Consider the following 15,545-nt stretch of genomic DNA (forward strand, 5'->3'; position numbering starts at 1 on the left):
TCGGCGCTACCCGACAGCGGGGGAGAGAGGGCTCATCGTCACAGCCGCGACAACACAGCGCACCTCGTGATGATGGCGCGTTCTTGTGCCGCCTCATTCCTTGGTATGATCGCGTCATCTCATGAGATAAAATTTTCGCAAACGCTTCAGGACAAGGTCGGAATTTCCCCGCGCCGCATAACGAAAAGAGATTCTGATCCGCGTTATGCCTAATGGAATCGGTCGAAAAGATTCGCTGCTGAATAACTAGCCGGAAAATTTTTTGATCAAAAAAAATGCTCGCCGTTTCGTGATGTTGTGCGCAGTAACAAACGTCTTGCTCCGTCCCTACTTCCCATCAACACAGCGCGACACGCGCGAGACACGATGCCTCGCACCGCGACTGGGTCAATGGGAGAAGAAAATGAAGACGACGATTTTGACGATTGCCGGTGTAGCTTTGATTGCTTTGTCGACTGTTCAGTTTGCGGCCGCTTCCGAGCAGCAGAACAAGGTACACCATCGCGCCAACACCAGCGCGCAATACCGCGACACCAACGCCTCCGCGGCGCCGGCGGAGTGGGCGACCTCGGGCTACAGCTACGGTGGTGGCGTATCGGCACCGGCCGGGCGCTGATTTTCAGCCCCGTCCGTTAGCGCGGATATTCCAAAGGAAGGGCCGGTCGCAGGTGACCGGTCCTTTTCTTTTGGCCGGCTCCTTTTGGATCTTGGCCCGGCGGCCGACGTGACGGCGATGTGCCAGTTGGGCACAAAATGGTTGCTTTCGAGCCACGATTGTTGCTTGGGCGCAACAGTTCTCGACGATTTAAGCTTCATACAACCCAGTTTTGGTTCGCGCCGCTTTTTAGCCACACCCCTCCGTGAAATCATCTCTCCGTAGGCCAACGGCCACGGCGCTCGTGCAGGCGATGGGAAAATTTCCCGATTTTCCTGGTTCGAGACGATGGCTGGGGAAACAGGTTCGCGATGGACGCCAAGACCAATATCAAGAAAAGACTGCCGAGCCGTCACGTGACGGAAGGTCCGGAACGCGCGCCGCATCGCTCCTATCTTTACGCCATGGGGCTGACCACCCAGCAGATTCACCAGCCGTTCGTCGGCGTGGCGTCGTGCTGGAACGAGGCCGCTCCCTGCAATATTTCGTTGATGCGTCAGGCCCAGGCGGTCAAGAAGGGCGTCGCCTCCGCCGGCGGCACGCCGCGCGAATTCTGTACCATCACCGTGACCGACGGTATTGCGATGGGCCATGACGGCATGCGCTCGTCGCTGCCGTCGCGTGAATGTATCGCCGACTCCGTCGAATTGACCATGCGCGGCCATTCCTATGATGCGCTGGTCGGTCTGGCCGGCTGCGACAAGTCGCTGCCGGGGATGATGATGGCGATGGTCCGCCTCAACGTGCCCTCGATCTTCATCTATGGCGGCTCGATCCTGCCCGGCAATTTCCGCGGCCAGCAGGTTACGGTGCAGGACATGTTCGAGGCCGTCGGCAAGCATTCGGTCGGCGAGATGTCCGACGAGGATCTCGATGAAATCGAGCGGGTGGCATGCCCGTCCGCCGGTGCGTGCGGCGCACAATTCACCGCGAACACCATGGCGACGGTATCGGAAGCCATCGGGCTGGCGTTGCCCTATTCGGCTGGGGCGCCCGCGCCTTACGAAATCCGCGACTCGTTCTGCATGACTGCCGGCGAAAAGGTCATGGAGCTGATCTCCCTGAATATCCGGCCGCGCGACATCGTTACCCGCCGCGCGCTGGAGAATGCCGCCGCCGTGGTGGCCGCTTCGGGCGGCTCGACCAATGCTGCGCTGCACCTGCCGGCGATCGCCCATGAATGCGGCATCAAGTTCGATCTATTTGACGTCGCGGAAATCTTCAAAAAGACACCATATGTCGCGGATTTGAAGCCAGGCGGTCGTTATGTCGCCAAAGATATGTTTGAGGTTGGCGGCATACCGCTTCTGATGAAGACGTTGCTCGATAACGGCCATTTACACGGCGACTGTTTAACGGTCACGGGCCGCACGATCGCCGAAAACCTCAAAAGCGTGAAGTGGAATCCGCACCAGGACGTGGTGCGCCCCGCCGACAAGCCGATCACCATTACGGGTGGCGTTGTTGGCTTGAAGGGGAATCTCGCGCCAGAAGGCGCGATTGTGAAAGTTGCGGGTATGTCGAATTTGAAATTTACCGGACCCGCCCGCTGCTTCGATCGCGAAGAAGATGCCTTCGAATCCGTCCAGAAGAAAACCTACAAAGAAGGCGAGGTCATCGTGATCCGCTATGAGGGACCGCGTGGCGGCCCCGGCATGCGGGAGATGCTCTCGACCACGGCGGCGCTGACCGGGCAGGGCATGGGCGGCAAGATCGCCCTGATCACCGACGGCCGGTTCTCCGGGGCGACCCGCGGCTTCTGCATCGGCCATGTCGGGCCGGAAGCGGCGGTCGGCGGCCCGATCGCACTGTTGCAGGATGGTGACATCATCGAAATCGACGCCGATGTCGGGGTACTTAACGTAAAGTTGACCGACGCCGAGTTGGCTGAACGCAAGACCAAATGGAAGCCTCGCGCGACCCATCATACGTCAGGCGCGCTGTGGAAGTATGCTCAACAGGTTGGACCCGCGGTGGATGGGGCTGTGACCCATCCGGGCGGCGCGCACGAGAAACAGTGTTATGCGGACATCTAGGCGTATCATTTTTGCGTTGATGTTGGGGGCCGCTCCGGTGGCCGCCCCCGCGTTCGCCTTCGACGGCGCGCCGGTCAACCAGGATACGGCTATCCCGGTGGTTTCGGCCCAGCCCGGCACCGCCGGTACCTTGAAGAAGGCGGTTCCACCGTCCACAACGGACATTTCGTTGAATTCGCTGCAATATGCGGCCGAAGGCGGCCACCCGATCGCGCAGTTCAAGCTCGGGCGGATGTATGCCGATGGCGACGGCGTCACCCAGGACGATTTGCGCGCCTTCGAATATTTCAGCCGCATTGCCAATGCGCATGCCGAAGACAGCCCGTCGGCGCCGCAGGCGGCAATCGTCGCCAAGGCGTTTGTCGCGCTCGGCCGCTATTATCTGAACGGCATTCCCAATTCGAAGATCAAGTCCGATCCGGAGCGGGCGCGGGAAATGTTCTCCTATGCGGCTTCGTATTTCGGCAACGCCGATGCGCAATACGATCTGGCCCGGCTGTACCTCAAGAGCGCCGGCTCCTCGCGCGACGACTTCCGCTATGGCGCGCGCTGGCTCGGTCTGGCCGCCCAGAAGGGCCAGCATCAGGCCCAGGCGATGCTCGGCCAGATGCTGTTCAACGGCGACCAACTGCCACGTCAGGCCGCCCGCGGCTTGATGTGGCTGACGCTGGCGCGCGACAGCGCCACGGCGGACGAGACCTGGATCAAGGACAGCTACAACAAGGCGATTGCGAAAGCGTCCGACGACGACCGCGCGATGGCGCTGCAGATGCTCGAGCACTGGGTGCAGGGCCGCAAGGATTGATCGGGTCGGGCGAGGGGGCGGACTTACGCCGTCTCCAGGTCCAGATCGATCCAGACCGGCACGTGGTCCGACGGTTTTTCCCAAGCGCGCACATAGCTGTCGATGCCGACATCGACCAGCCGGTCGCTGGCTTGCGGTGACAGCAGGAGATGATCGATGCGCAGGCCGTGGTTCTTCTGCCAGGCGCCGGCCTGATAGTCCCAGAACGTATATTGCCCGGGAGCATCGTTCACGGCCCGCAGCGCGTCGGTCAGCCCGAGCCCCAGCAGCGACTGGAAGCTCTCGCGGGTAGCCGGACGGAACAGGGCGTCGTTGACCCAGGCGGCAGGATTATGGACGTCCTCGGCCTTGGGAATGACGTTAAAATCACCCGCAAGCACCAGCGGCTCTTCCGCTAGAAGCCGTTGCTTCGAATATTCAAGAAGCCGCGACATCCATTTGAGCTTGTAGGGGTATTTCTCTGTCTCCGGTGGATTGCCATTGGGCAGATAAAGGCAGGCGACCCGGAGCACACCATGCTTGAGCGTGACCACGCCCTCCAGAAACCGGGCATGGACGTCGTCGTCATCGCCGGCGAGGCGGGGGGTGGTTTCTTCAAACGGGAGCTTCGACAGCAGCGCCACGCCGTTGAAGGTCTTCTGGCCGTGGGTGACGACGTTGTAGCCGAGCGCCTCGATCGCCTCGCGCGGAAACGCTTCGTCGACGCATTTGATCTCCTGCAGGCAGACGATGTCGGGTGCGCAATCGCCAAGCCAGGTCACAAGATGATCGATCCGCTGCCGGACCGAATTGACGTTCCAGGTCGCAATGCGCATCAGATCGAGAAACTGGTGCCGCAGCCGCAGGATGCGGTGGCGTTGGGATTGACCACCCGGAACGACGCGCCGATCAGGTCATCGACGAAATCGACCTCGGAGCCCGCCAAAAACGGCACCGAGGCCGGATCGACCAGCACCACGGCGCTGTCGCGCGCGATCACCAGATCGTCCTCGGCCTGCGCGCGTTCGACGTCGAATTTATACTGGAAACCGGAGCAGCCGCCGCCCTCGACGCTGATCCGCAGCATGGCGCCATCGCCCTCGGTTTTGAGGATTTCCCCAATGCGGCGGGCGGCCCGCTCGCTGATGGTGACGGCTGTGGTCATGGACGAAATCTCCAGTGGCGGACGCCATATCCAAATTAGCTGGTATCCGGCGTTCAGCATAGTTAAGTGCGCCGGGCACCGGAATCAAACCTTTAGGGGATAATACGCCGTGTCAGTCGGAATGGCTGCTCCTCGCTCGGTCTATGCCTGCGATCCCGACCGCAGCCGCGGGCGGCTGTTCGAAGAGCCGCCGAGCCGGACCCGCAGCCCGTTCCGGCGCGATTGCGACCGGGTGATTCATTCCACTGCATTTCGCCGTTTGAAGCACAAAACCCAGGTTTTCGTGTTCCATGAAGGCGATCATTACCGCACCCGGCTGACCCACACGCTGGAGGTGGCCCAGATTGCCCGCGCGCTGGCCCGGCAGCTCGGCCTCGACGAGGATCTCACGGAAACCCTGGCGCTGGCGCATGACCTTGGCCACCCGCCGTTCGGTCACGCCGGCGAGCGGGCGCTGGATGCTTGTCTTCGGGATCACGGCGGGTTCGATCACAACGCGCAGACCTTACGGGTCGTGACCTCGCTGGAGCATCGCTATCCTGATTTCGACGGGCTCAACCTGACCTGGGAATCGCTCGAGGGCATCGTCAAGCACAACGGCCCGCTGACGCTGCGAGATGGAACCCCCACGGGACGATATAGCGACCACGGCATTCCCTTGGGGATTGCCGACTACATCAACGCCTACGATCTCGAATTATGGAGCTTTGCGTCGCTGGAGGCGCAGGTGGCCGCCATCGCCGACGATATCGCCTACGACGCCCACGACATCGATGATGGTCTGCGCGCCGGTCTGTTCACGGTCGACGATCTCAAGGTCATGCCGCTCACAGCCCAGATGATCGCCGATATCGATGCGCACTATCCCGGTCTCGATGACGTCAGGCGCGGCGCCGAACTGGTGCGCGAGCTGATTTCGCATCTGATCGGGGCGGTCTTCCTCGAGGCACAACGCCGGCTGCAGGCCGCGATGCCGAAATCGGCCGAGGAGGTCCGCCATCATGGCGAGGTGTTGGTCGCGTTTCCGGCCGCGGTGGCGCAGGCGGAGACCGAGATCAAGGCGTTTCTGAAACTTCGCATGTACCGGCATCCGCGGGTGATGCGGGTCATGGGGGACGCCGAACGGATCCTGTTCGATCTGTTCGCGCGCTACCAGAACAGCCCGGCCGATCTGCCGGCGGAATGGTTACCGCCCGCGGGCGGCAACCGCGAAACCGAGACCGAACGGGCCCGGCGTATCGGCAACTTCATCGCCGGGATGACTGACCGTTTTGCCATCACCGAACACCAAAGGCTTTTTGACTCGACCCCGGATTTGCGTTAGGCGGCGGGCCTAGAAAGCCTGCAATATCAGGCGCAATTCCCAACACCCTTAAAGGCTCATGACCGACAAAGTTTCACCGCCCCATCTTTTCGCCAACGTGCTGGCGCGCGTGCATGCGGTGTGCGGCGTGCTGGCGACGGAGGGCGGATGGCCCGCGGGGATCGATTTGTCGCGGATCGTGGTCGAGCCGCCGCGCGATGCGACACATGGCGACATGGCGACCAATGCCGCCATGGTCCTCGCCAAGGAAGCCAAGACAAAGCTGCGCGATCTTGCCGAAGCGATCGCCGCGCGGCTGCGGAGCGACGATCTGATCGCCTCCGTCGAGGTCGCCGGTCCCGGCTTTATCAATCTCACCTTGAAGCCTTCGGCATGGTCGGATGCGCTGCGCACGGTGCTGCGTCAGGGCGCTGCCTATGGGCGCAGCACGGCGGGTGCGGCCGAGAAGGTCAATGTCGAATACGTCTCGGCCAATCCGACCGGGCCGATGCATGTCGGGCATTGCCGGGGTGCGGTGTTCGGCGATGCGCTGGCGAGCCTGTTGGACTTCGCCGGTTTTGAGGTGACGCGCGAATATTACATCAACGACGCCGGCGCCCAAGTCGATGTGCTCGCCCGCTCGGCGTTCCTGCGCTACCGCGAGGCGCTTGGCGAGAACATCGGCGAAATTCCGGAAGGGCTTTATCCCGGCGATTATCTCAAACCGGTCGGGCAGGCGCTGGCCGATGAGCATGGCGACAAGCTCTTGAAGCTGCCGGAAGCCGAGTGGCTGCCGACGGTGCGCAGCAAGGCCATCGCCGACATGATGGACATGATCAAGGGCGATCTCGCCGCGCTCAACATCAAGCATGAGGTGTTCTTTTCGGAACGCTCGCTGATCACAGGCAAGACCGATCTGGTTGCGGCGACCATCGCCCATCTGCGAGCCAAGGGCGACGTCTATGAAGGCCGCCTGCCGCCGCCGAAGGGCGCTCCGGTCGAGGACTATGAGGATCGCGAGCAGACGTTGTTCCGCGCCACCGCCTATGGCGACGACGTCGATCGTCCGCTGCTCAAATCCGATGGCAGCTATACTTATTTCGCTTCGGATATCGCCTATCACAAGAACAAGTTCGACCGCGGATTCCGCAATCTGGTCGATGTCTGGGGCGCGGATCACGGCGGCTACATCAAGCGCGTGCAGGCGGCGATCAAGGCGGTTACGTCGGGCGAAGCAACGCTCGACGTCAAGATCGTGCAGCTCGTCAAGCTTCTGCGCAACGGCGAACCCGTGAAGATGTCGAAACGCTCCGGCGATTTCGTCACCTTGCGCGAAGTGGTCGACGAAGTTGGTTCCGATGCTGTGCGGTTCATGATGCTGTTCCGCAAGAACGACGCGGTGCTGGATTTCGACCTCGCCAAGGTGATCGAGCAGTCCAAGGACAATGCGGTCTTCTACGTCCAGTACGGACATGCCCGCGGGCATTCGATCTTCCGCAACGGGCGGGAAGTGATCCCGGAACTGCCGGAAGAAACCTCGGCGCGGGCGGCGTTCCTGCGGGATGCCGTGGTTGAGCGGTTGACCGACCCCGCGGAACTGAGCCTGCTCAGGCTGCTGGCACTGTACCCACGGATGATCGAGGCGGCGGCGGTTGCGCATGAGCCGCACCGAATCGCTTTTTATCTATATGATCTCGCCAGCGAATTTCATGCGCTGTGGACGAGGGGGCGCGATTTGCCCTATTTACGCTTCATTATCAATAATGATGCAGAGATTACAAAGGCGCGGCTGGCATTGGTTCAGGGCGTCGTCTCGGTTCTGGCATCCGGGCTTGCCGTTCTCGGCGTCGATGCCCCGAACGAGATGCGCTGAACAGAAGCGAGCGTCGCTCACGCAGGTTTGGGGACCTGTGAGGGGTATCCGGCAGGAGCCGGTTCGTTTGTAAATGGGTGGGTTGGCGGCTTTCCCGAAGGGGACGCATCATCACGATGGCTGATCGATATCAGGACAGACCTTTTCCCGCCGACGATGATTACGGTCACGGCGGGGATCAGTATGCGTCGGCCAAGGGTGATAGCGATCCGTTGGCAGAACTCGCGCGTCTGATCGGTCAGACCGATCCGTTCGGCAGTATGGGACGGGCCAATCTGCCGCTCCAGCAGCATGTTGCCGATCACGATCAGCACGATCAATATGAGTTGCCGGTGGAGGAGCCCCCGGCGGGTCCGCCGCCGTGGATGCAGCGCGCCGCCAGGCAGGAAACACCGCCCCCGCCAGCGGCGGATTATCCCAGTGCGCCGGATTATCCGAGTTCCGTGCATCCGCTGCACCGTTATGCGGTCCCGCAAGCGGCGCCAGAGCCTGAGCCGGAGTATCATCCGGCGCCGCCGCTGCCATTGGCAGACGACGGATATGATCCCGATCCGGCGCGCTATGACGATGCGCTGTACGGCGCGCTCGATTCCGGCGCGCAGGATACCCAGCACGCGGTCTACGCGGATGACGCTTACGCCTATCAGGACGGCTATGACGACGGTGTCGAAGAGCGCGCTCCGAAGCGTCGCGGCGGCTTGGCGACCGTGGTCGGGGTACTTGCGCTGGCGGTGCTGGGGACGGGAGGCGCCTTGGCTTACCGGACCTATGTCGGATCCCCCCGTAGCGGCGAGCCGCCGATCATCCGGGCCGATGCGGGCCCGACCAAGATCGTGCCGGCGCCCACTGACGGCAGTTCCAAATTGCCTGATCGCATGGCCGCCGGTGACGGCATGGAGAAGATCGTCCCGCGCGAGGAAACGCCGCTTGATCTGAATGCCAAGAACGGTCCGCGCGTGGTGTTTCCGCCACTGAACCAGAACGGCAATCCGCCGCCGGTGGCGAGTGTAACGCCGAACGCGCCACCGCAGCCGACCAACGCAGGTAACGGTACGCTGCCGAATGCAGAGCCGCGGAAAGTCAGAACGCTTTCGGTTCGGGGCGATCAGCCGGATAGCGCTGCGGTGCCGGTAACATCCGCAGCGGCCGCCAAGTCCGCGCCGGCGGTGCGAACCGCTGCGGCGCAGCGCATCCCGCCGGCAGCGGCCAATGCCAATGATTCGACCGCCAATGCGCCGCTGTCGCTGTCGCCCCAGGCCGCTGCTCAAGCAGCCCTGCCGCCGGCTCCCACCCGGATGGCCGCGACCACACCCGTTCAGATCGCCCCGCAAGCCGCGCCGAGTGCTGCCGCCGGCGGTGGATATCTGGTCCAGGTCTCCTCGCAACGGAATGAAGCCGACGCACAGGCTTCCTACAGGGCCTTACAGGGCAAGTTCCCGTCAGTGTTGGGATCGCGCAGCCCCGTGATCAAGCGTGCGGATTTGGGCGACAAAGGCGTTTACTACCGCGCCATGGTCGGCCCGTTCGGCTCGCCCGACGAAGCCAAACAGTTCTGTGGCAGCCTGACGTCTGCCGGCGGACAGTGCGTCGTCCAAAGGAATTAACGGCCGTTTCCTTGACCCCTGTGCCATCAGCGGTCTAATCGGCCGCTATGAACACCCGCGCATTCATCACAGGCGTTTCCGGACCGGAGCTGAGCGCCACCGAGCGCGAATTCATCCGCGCGCAGCGCCCGTGGGGATTTATCCTATTCAAACGGAACATTGAAACACCAGAGCAAGTTATTCATCTTGTTCAAGAGTTGCGCAAATCTGTCGGCGAGGCGGATGCACCTGTTCTGATCGACCAGGAGGGCGGAAGGGTCCAGCGCCTCGGCCCGCCACATTGGCCGGTCTATCCGCCGGGAGGGGTGTTTGACACGCTTTACGATATCGACCCCGCGCTTGGCCTCACGGCGGCCCGGTTGAGTTCGCGGTTGATCGCGGCGGATCTCGCCGATCTCGGGATAACCGTCGATTGCCTGCCATTGGCGGATGTCCCGGTGGCCGGCGCCGACGCCGTGATCGGTAACCGGGCCTATGGCACCGAGCCCAGAAAGGTCGCCGCGATCGCGCGCGCGGTCACCGAGGGGCTGGAGCAGGGCGGCGTTTTGCCGGTGCTCAAGCACATTCCCGGGCATGGACGGGCGACTGCGGACACGCATTTCCGGCTTCCGGAGGTCGATACGTCAAAAAAAGAGCTTGAACGGACTGATTTCGCTGCATTTCAACCGCTTGCCGACCTGCCGATGGCGATGACCGCACATGTTGTGTTTAGCGCGCTAGACCCCGCCCATCCGGCCACGACTTCTGCGACAATCATCGGACAGGTGATTCGCGACGTGATCGGGTTCCAAGGTTTGTTGATGAGTGATGACGTGTCGATGAATGCGCTTTCGGGGTCGATCGCCGAGCGGACCCGGGCCATCTTTGCCGCGGGCTGCGATGTGGTCCTGCACTGCAACGGCAAACTCGATGAAATGCGCGAAGTGGCGGCTGAGACACCTGAATTGACCGGAAAGGCGCTGCAACGCGCCAAAGCGGCGTTGGCGTCGCGCCGCGCCCCGCAACCGTTCGATCGGGTCGCGGCGCGGATTGAACTGGATGCGTTGATTACTCGGGCAGGGACGGCAAGCGCATGAGCGCAGAAATTCTATCGTTTGAAACCGGACGGCCCGCGGAACTCGCGGATGACGAACCGTCGCTGGTCGTCGACGTCGAGGGCTATGAGGGCCCGCTCGATCTTTTGCTCGCGCTGGCGCGACAGCAGAAGGTCGATCTCGCCAAGATTTCTATCCTGGCGCTGGCCGATCAGTATCTGGTGTTCATCGAGGCAGCCCGGAAAATCCGCCTTGAACTGGCCGCGGATTATCTGGTGATGGCGGCGTGGCTCGCGTTCCTCAAATCCCGGCTGCTGTTGCCCGAACCCGCCACCGCGGAGGGACCGAGCGCCGAGGAAATGGCGACCGCACTCGCCAACCGGTTGCGCCGGCTGGAGGCCATTCGCGAAGCTTCGAACCGGCTGATGAACCGTCCGCAATTGCAGCGCGATATTTTCCCGCGCGGAAATCCCGAAGCGATCGCCGAGGTCCGTCATCCCCGGTTTACCGCGACGTTGTTCGATCTGCTCAGCGCCTATGCTGCGCAGCGCCAGCAGAACGTGCTGGCCACGGTGCATCTGGCCAAGCGCACGGTGTGGTCGCTGAGCGAGGCGAGGGCGTCGCTGGAGCGTCTGGTCGGCATGGCCGAGGACTGGAGCCGCCTCGACGAATACCTGATCAATTACGTCGTCGATCCCAGCCAAAAGGCCACGGTTTTCGCGTCCAGCTTTGCTGCGGCGCTGGAACTGGTCCGGGAAGGCGAGGTCGAACTGCACCAGCAGGAGGCGTTCGCGCCGCTGTTTTTTCGAAAGCGTCAGCCGCAACCAGCATCCGACGCGATGACCGCGCCGGATCTGCCGGCCGAGTAAGTGGAAGAAGGAGACCGAGCCATGCCAAGCCTGGCGGAAAAGCGCATCGACGATGCCGAGGATCACGCTGTCGATCCGCAAGCGCGGCCCGAGGAATTGCGGCTCCTGGAAGCGCTGTTGTTTGCTTCCACTGAACCGCTCGATCAGGCGACGCTCGCAAAGCGGATGCCCGAAGGCGTCGACATCAAGGAAGCATTGGCCCAGTTGCAGGCGGATTACGCCTCGCGCGGCGTTAATCTGGTTCGCGTTGCCAATAAATGGACCTTCCGCACCGCTGGCGACCTGTCCTGGCTGATGACGCGGGAAAGCACCGAGACGCGTCGTCTGTCGCGGGCGGCGATCGAAATGCTCGCGATCATTGCCTATCACCAGCCGGTCACGCGCGCCGAAATCGAGGAAATCCGTGGTGTCATCACCTCCAAGGGAACGCTGGATGTTCTCTTGGAAACCGGCTGGATTCGTCCGCGCGGCCGCCGCAAGACGCCGGGACGCCCGCTGACATTCGGAACCACGGAAGCCTTCCTGTCGCAGTTCAGCCTGGAGGCGCTTGGCGATCTGCCGGGTCTCGAGGAACTCAAGGGAACGGGTCTGCTGGATTCGCGGTTGCCCTCCGGATTCAGCGTTCCGGCGCCCTCCGATGACCCCGCCTTGCGCGATGACGAGGATCCGTTGGAGATCGGCGACCTTGAACTGGCGCTGGCGCCTGCGGTCGAACCGGAAAGCGGCGACGGAAGCTAATCCGTCGCCATTGCGATGATGCCGTGAGCGGGCCGCAGGGCGCACATTAACGGTGGCGACGGAACGCGGATTTGACGCGGCTTAAGTCCTTGTTTTTGACACCTCCAAAGCCTACTTTCCGGCTGGATCAGGCCGGGTCGCCGGCCTCATGTGTTTGGAGGGTTGCAGGATGGGTTCGCTTAGCATTTGGCACTGGATCGTCGTGATCGCAGTCGTCCTGCTGTTGTTCGGCCGCGGCAAGATTTCGGATCTGATGGGCGACGTCGCTCAGGGCATCAAGGCCTTCAAGAAGGGCATGCAGGACGATGAAAAGACTGCAGAAAAGCCCGAGCCCGTGAAGACGCTCGATCACACGGCAACGCCGTCCCCTGCCACGCGGTCGGATGTCGGCAGCAAGGCGGTCTAAGAGGGCTGCTGATTATCCCGGCGCATGTTTTCGGCAACCTTGCCGCGGCACGTTGATCTTGCGACCGGCGTGCGGCAAGACAGGTTGAGGAAAGACGCGGGCGGTCCATATCCTTTGCAGGGTTTCTTGTTCAGGAGATAGTGGGCTGGGATTGCCTCGCGTGAGCGGAATTTTTCATGTTCGACATCGGGTGGAGTGAATTCGTCGTCATCGCGGTTGTCGCGCTGATCGCCATCGGCCCGAAGGAATTGCCGGGCGTGCTGCGCATGGTCGGGCAATGGATCGGCAAGGCGCGCAAGATGGCCGGCGAATTCCAGGGCCAGTTTCAGGAAGCCATGCGCGAGGCCGAAATGGCCGACCTCAAAAAGAGCTTTGACGAGGTCAAGGAAGCCGCCACCGGTTTTACCAGCGGCAACATCATGACTTCGCTGCACAAGGATGTCGGTGACGCGCTGAAGATCGACGACATCGACAAGCCCGCGGCCAGCGCCGAAACGCCGGTAACACCGAGCCTCGAAGCGTCAGTGGAAACCAGCCTGTCCGGCGCGACCGTAGCTGAGGCGTCGCAGCCCGCCGCGGTCACGCACGAGGCTTCAATGCACGAACCTTCGCCGCAGCCGGTGCATCAGGATACCCAGCCTGCCGCCGTCGAGGCCGAGCCGCCGCGGGACGCCAAAGCGTCATGAGCGCCGAGGATATCGAAGCCAGTAAAGCCCCGCTGATGGATCATCTGATCGAGCTGCGTTCGCGGCTGATCAAGGCACTCCTCGCGTTCGGCGTCGCCTTCATCTTCTGCTTCTTCTTCGCCAAGCAGATCTACAACGTGCTGGTATGGCCGTTCGTCTGGATCGCGGGCCCTGAGAATTCGAAGTTCATCTACACAGCCTTGCTGGAATATTTCCTGACCCAGTTGAAGCTGGCGCTGTTCGGGGCAGGGTTCATCTCGTTCCCGATCATCGCGGCGCAGATCTACAAGTTCGTGGCGCCCGGCCTCTACAAGCACGAGCGCGGCGCGTTTCTGCCCTATCTGATCGCGACGCCGTTCTTCTTTGTGCTGGGAGCGACGCTGGTCTATTTCGTGGTGCTGCCGATGCTGGTGCGCTTCTCGCTCGGCATGCAGCAGGCCGGTGGTACGGAGACCGCGCAAATCCAGTTGCTGCCCAAGGTTGGCGAATATCTGTCCCTGATGATGTCGCTGATTTTCGCCTTTGGCATCGCGTTCCAGTTGCCGGTGATCCTGACCCTGCTGGGCCGGATCGGCATCATTACTTCGAAACAGTTGCGCGAAAAACGCCGCTATTTCATCGTGGTCGCCTTCATCATCGCGGCCGTGCTGACGCCCCCCGACGTGCTCAGCCAGGCCTCGCTCGCGATCCCCTTGCTGGCGCTGTACGAAGGCTCGATCATCGCCGTGCGCATGGTGGAAAAGCGCGCCGCCGCTGCCAAGGCGACCGGTACCACGCCGCCACCGGCAGCCCCGCCGCCCGATCCGTCGCCGGCGGAATAGGCCGGACGATCTGCGTTTCACCTATCATGACGTCGCGCTGCCCATGATTCGTCATGCCCGGGCTTGACCCGGGCATCCACGACTTGATCTAAGGCAGCAAAGACGTGGATGGCCGGGGCTTTGCGTGAAGACGCGCTTCGCGCTTTTGCTCCGTCATGACGCAGGAATTGAAACCATGCACGACATCAAATCGATCCGCGACAATCCCGCCGCCTTCGACGCCGCGCTGAAGCGGCGCGGGCTGGCGCCATTGTCGGCATCGCTGCTCGCGATCGACGAGAAGCGGCGAGCGGCGATCATGGAGTCGGAGCAGGCGCAGGCGCGACGCAATTCCGCCTCGAAGGAAATCGGCGACGCCAAGAAGGCCAAGGACGACGCACGCGCGGCCAAGCTGATGGCCGAAGTCGCCGAACTCAAGACCACGATGCCGCAATTGGAAGCTGCGACCAAAGCGGCGGATGAGGAACTAGCCACGGAATTGGCGGCGATTCCGAATCTACCGCTGGATGAGGTGCCTGAAGGCGTTGACGAGCACGGCAATGTGCAGCGGCATGTCTTCGGCGCGAAGCGCGATTATGCCTTCAAGACGAAACCGCATGACGATCTCGGCGGCGCGCTCGGTTACATGGATTTCGAGGCGGCCGCCAAATTAAGCGGCGCGCGTTTCGTGGTGCTCAAGAAAGGATTGGCGCGACTGGAGCGCGCGATCGGGCAGTTTATGCTCGATCTGCACACCAATGAGCACGGCTACACGGAAGTGAATCCGCCATTGCTGGTGCGCGACGATGTAATGTTCGGCACGGGTCAATTGCCGAAGTTCGAGGACGATCAGTTCTGGGCGGTCAACGGAGAATCGCTTGCGGCCGTCAATGCGCGCGATGCGACGGATGCTGATCGCCTTGAGCGTGTCGGCAAGTTGAAAAGTGAACGCCTCGGACTCATCCCCACCGCCGAAGTCCCGCTGACTAACCTCGTTCGCGAATCCATTCTCGACGACAAAGAACTGCCGATGCGGCTCACCGCGCTGACGCCATGTTTTCGCGCGGAAGCAGGGGCCGCCGGGCGCGATACCCGCGGCATGATCCGCCAGCATCAATTCACCAAGGTGGAACTGGTCACGATCTCGACGCCCGAGAACAGCAAGGACGAGCATGAGCGCATGCTGGCCTGCGCCGAGGAAGTGCTGCGGCGGCTTGAGCTTCATTACCGGGTTATGACGCTGTGCACCGGCGACATGGGTTTTGCGTCGCAAAAGACCTATGACATCGAGGTCTGGATGCCGGGGCAGGGCGAGGGCGGTGCGTTCAGGGAAATCTCAAGCTGTTCGGTCTGCGGCGATTTCCAGGCCCGGCGCATGGATGCGCGCTATCGTGGACCCGACGGCAAGCCGCGTTTTGTGCATACGCTCAATGGCTCCGGCACCGCCGTGGGCCGCGCGCTGATCGCGGTCATGGAGACTTACCAGCAGGAAGACGGATCAATCGCCGTTCCCAACGTGTTGCAGCCTTATATGGGCGGCGTGAAAGTCATCGCCCGCGAGCCATAATATTCGGGCATTTTGTCGCGCCAGA

16 protein-coding genes are annotated in these 15,545 nt (G+C 62.2%); 14 read left to right on the forward strand and 2 right to left on the reverse strand.

Annotated elements, in window-relative coordinates; all coding sequences use genetic code 11:
* The 4 genes from HB676_RS28350 to HB676_RS28365 all read left to right on the forward strand — a co-directional run.
* The coding region (locus tag HB676_RS28350; protein ID WP_213741792.1) for a hypothetical protein at positions 1–213 on the forward strand (213 nt) is incomplete at its 5' end.
* 190 nt (positions 214–403) lie between these two features.
* Positions 404–616 carry a hypothetical protein gene (locus tag HB676_RS28355; RefSeq protein ID WP_213741793.1) on the forward strand — a complete coding sequence of 71 codons (213 nt, stop codon included), beginning with the start codon at positions 404–406 and terminating at the stop codon, positions 614–616.
* Positions 617–966: 350 nt separating this feature from the next.
* Positions 967–2,691, forward strand: a complete 1,725-nt coding sequence (gene ilvD, locus HB676_RS28360) for a dihydroxy-acid dehydratase (RefSeq protein WP_213741794.1) — start codon at positions 967–969, stop codon at positions 2,689–2,691.
* A complete protein-coding gene (locus HB676_RS28365; RefSeq protein WP_213741795.1) occupies positions 2,678–3,496 on the forward strand; it encodes a tetratricopeptide repeat protein in 819 nt (272 codons plus the stop codon). The genes ilvD and HB676_RS28365 overlap by 14 nt, the downstream gene beginning before the upstream one ends.
* 23 nt (positions 3,497–3,519) lie before the next feature.
* Here HB676_RS28365 and xth read toward each other — a convergent pair whose 3' ends face one another.
* Together xth and erpA are read right to left on the reverse strand one after the other, a co-directional pair.
* Positions 3,520–4,311 (reverse strand): exodeoxyribonuclease III, encoded by a 792-nt coding sequence (gene xth / locus HB676_RS28370; RefSeq protein WP_213741796.1) that lies wholly within the window; start codon positions 4,309–4,311, stop codon positions 3,520–3,522.
* Positions 4,311–4,640, reverse strand: a complete 330-nt coding sequence (gene erpA / locus HB676_RS28375; RefSeq protein ID WP_213741797.1) for an iron-sulfur cluster insertion protein ErpA — start codon at positions 4,638–4,640, stop codon at positions 4,311–4,313. The genes xth and erpA overlap by 1 nt, the downstream gene beginning before the upstream one ends.
* Positions 4,641–4,749: 109 nt before the next feature.
* Here erpA and HB676_RS28380 point away from each other — a divergent pair, with 109 nt between their 5' ends.
* The 10 genes from HB676_RS28380 (at position 4,750) to serS (ending at position 15,520) form a co-directional block, all read left to right on the forward strand.
* Entirely contained in the window at positions 4,750–5,964 is a 1,215-nt protein-coding gene (locus tag HB676_RS28380) for a deoxyguanosinetriphosphate triphosphohydrolase (RefSeq protein ID WP_213741798.1), read from the forward strand.
* A gap of 58 nt (positions 5,965–6,022) precedes the next feature.
* The gene (gene argS, locus HB676_RS28385; protein WP_213741799.1) at positions 6,023–7,816 is read left to right on the forward strand and encodes an arginine--tRNA ligase; all 1,794 of its coding nucleotides are present in this window, start codon (positions 6,023–6,025) and stop codon (positions 7,814–7,816) included.
* Between the two features lie 116 nt (positions 7,817–7,932).
* Positions 7,933–9,420: an SPOR domain-containing protein gene (locus tag HB676_RS28390; protein ID WP_213741800.1), complete on the forward strand. Its 1,488-nt coding sequence runs from the start codon at positions 7,933–7,935 to the stop codon at positions 9,418–9,420.
* Positions 9,421–9,467: 47 nt separating this feature from the next.
* Positions 9,468–10,496, forward strand: coding sequence for a beta-N-acetylhexosaminidase (gene nagZ / locus HB676_RS28395; RefSeq protein WP_213741801.1), 1,029 nt, complete (start codon positions 9,468–9,470; stop codon positions 10,494–10,496).
* Positions 10,493–11,323, forward strand: a complete 831-nt coding sequence (locus HB676_RS28400) for a ScpA family protein (protein WP_213741802.1) — start codon at positions 10,493–10,495, stop codon at positions 11,321–11,323. Before nagZ ends, HB676_RS28400 begins: the two co-directional genes overlap by 4 nt.
* A gap of 21 nt (positions 11,324–11,344) precedes the next feature.
* Positions 11,345–12,061 carry an SMC-Scp complex subunit ScpB gene (gene scpB / locus HB676_RS28405; RefSeq protein ID WP_213741803.1) on the forward strand — a complete coding sequence of 239 codons (717 nt, stop codon included), beginning with the start codon at positions 11,345–11,347 and terminating at the stop codon, positions 12,059–12,061.
* A gap of 169 nt (positions 12,062–12,230) precedes the next feature.
* Positions 12,231–12,467, forward strand: coding sequence for a twin-arginine translocase TatA/TatE family subunit (locus HB676_RS28410; RefSeq protein ID WP_213741804.1), 237 nt, complete (start codon positions 12,231–12,233; stop codon positions 12,465–12,467).
* Positions 12,468–12,643: 176 nt separating this feature from the next.
* Positions 12,644–13,153, forward strand: coding sequence for a Sec-independent protein translocase protein TatB (gene tatB / locus HB676_RS28415; protein ID WP_213741805.1), 510 nt, complete (start codon positions 12,644–12,646; stop codon positions 13,151–13,153).
* On the forward strand, positions 13,150–13,974 hold the full coding sequence (tatC, locus tag HB676_RS28420; RefSeq protein WP_213741806.1) for a twin-arginine translocase subunit TatC: 825 nt from the start codon (positions 13,150–13,152) through the stop codon (positions 13,972–13,974). Before tatB ends, tatC begins: the two co-directional genes overlap by 4 nt.
* A 175-nt stretch (positions 13,975–14,149) precedes the next feature.
* Positions 14,150–15,520 carry a serine--tRNA ligase gene (serS, locus tag HB676_RS28425; RefSeq protein WP_213741807.1) on the forward strand — a complete coding sequence of 457 codons (1,371 nt, stop codon included), beginning with the start codon at positions 14,150–14,152 and terminating at the stop codon, positions 15,518–15,520.
* The last annotated feature ends 25 nt before the right edge of the window (positions 15,521–15,545 follow it).

This window comes from Bradyrhizobium sp. dw_411 (assembly GCF_018449695.1).
GTDB lineage: Bacteria > Pseudomonadota > Alphaproteobacteria > Rhizobiales > Xanthobacteraceae > Bradyrhizobium.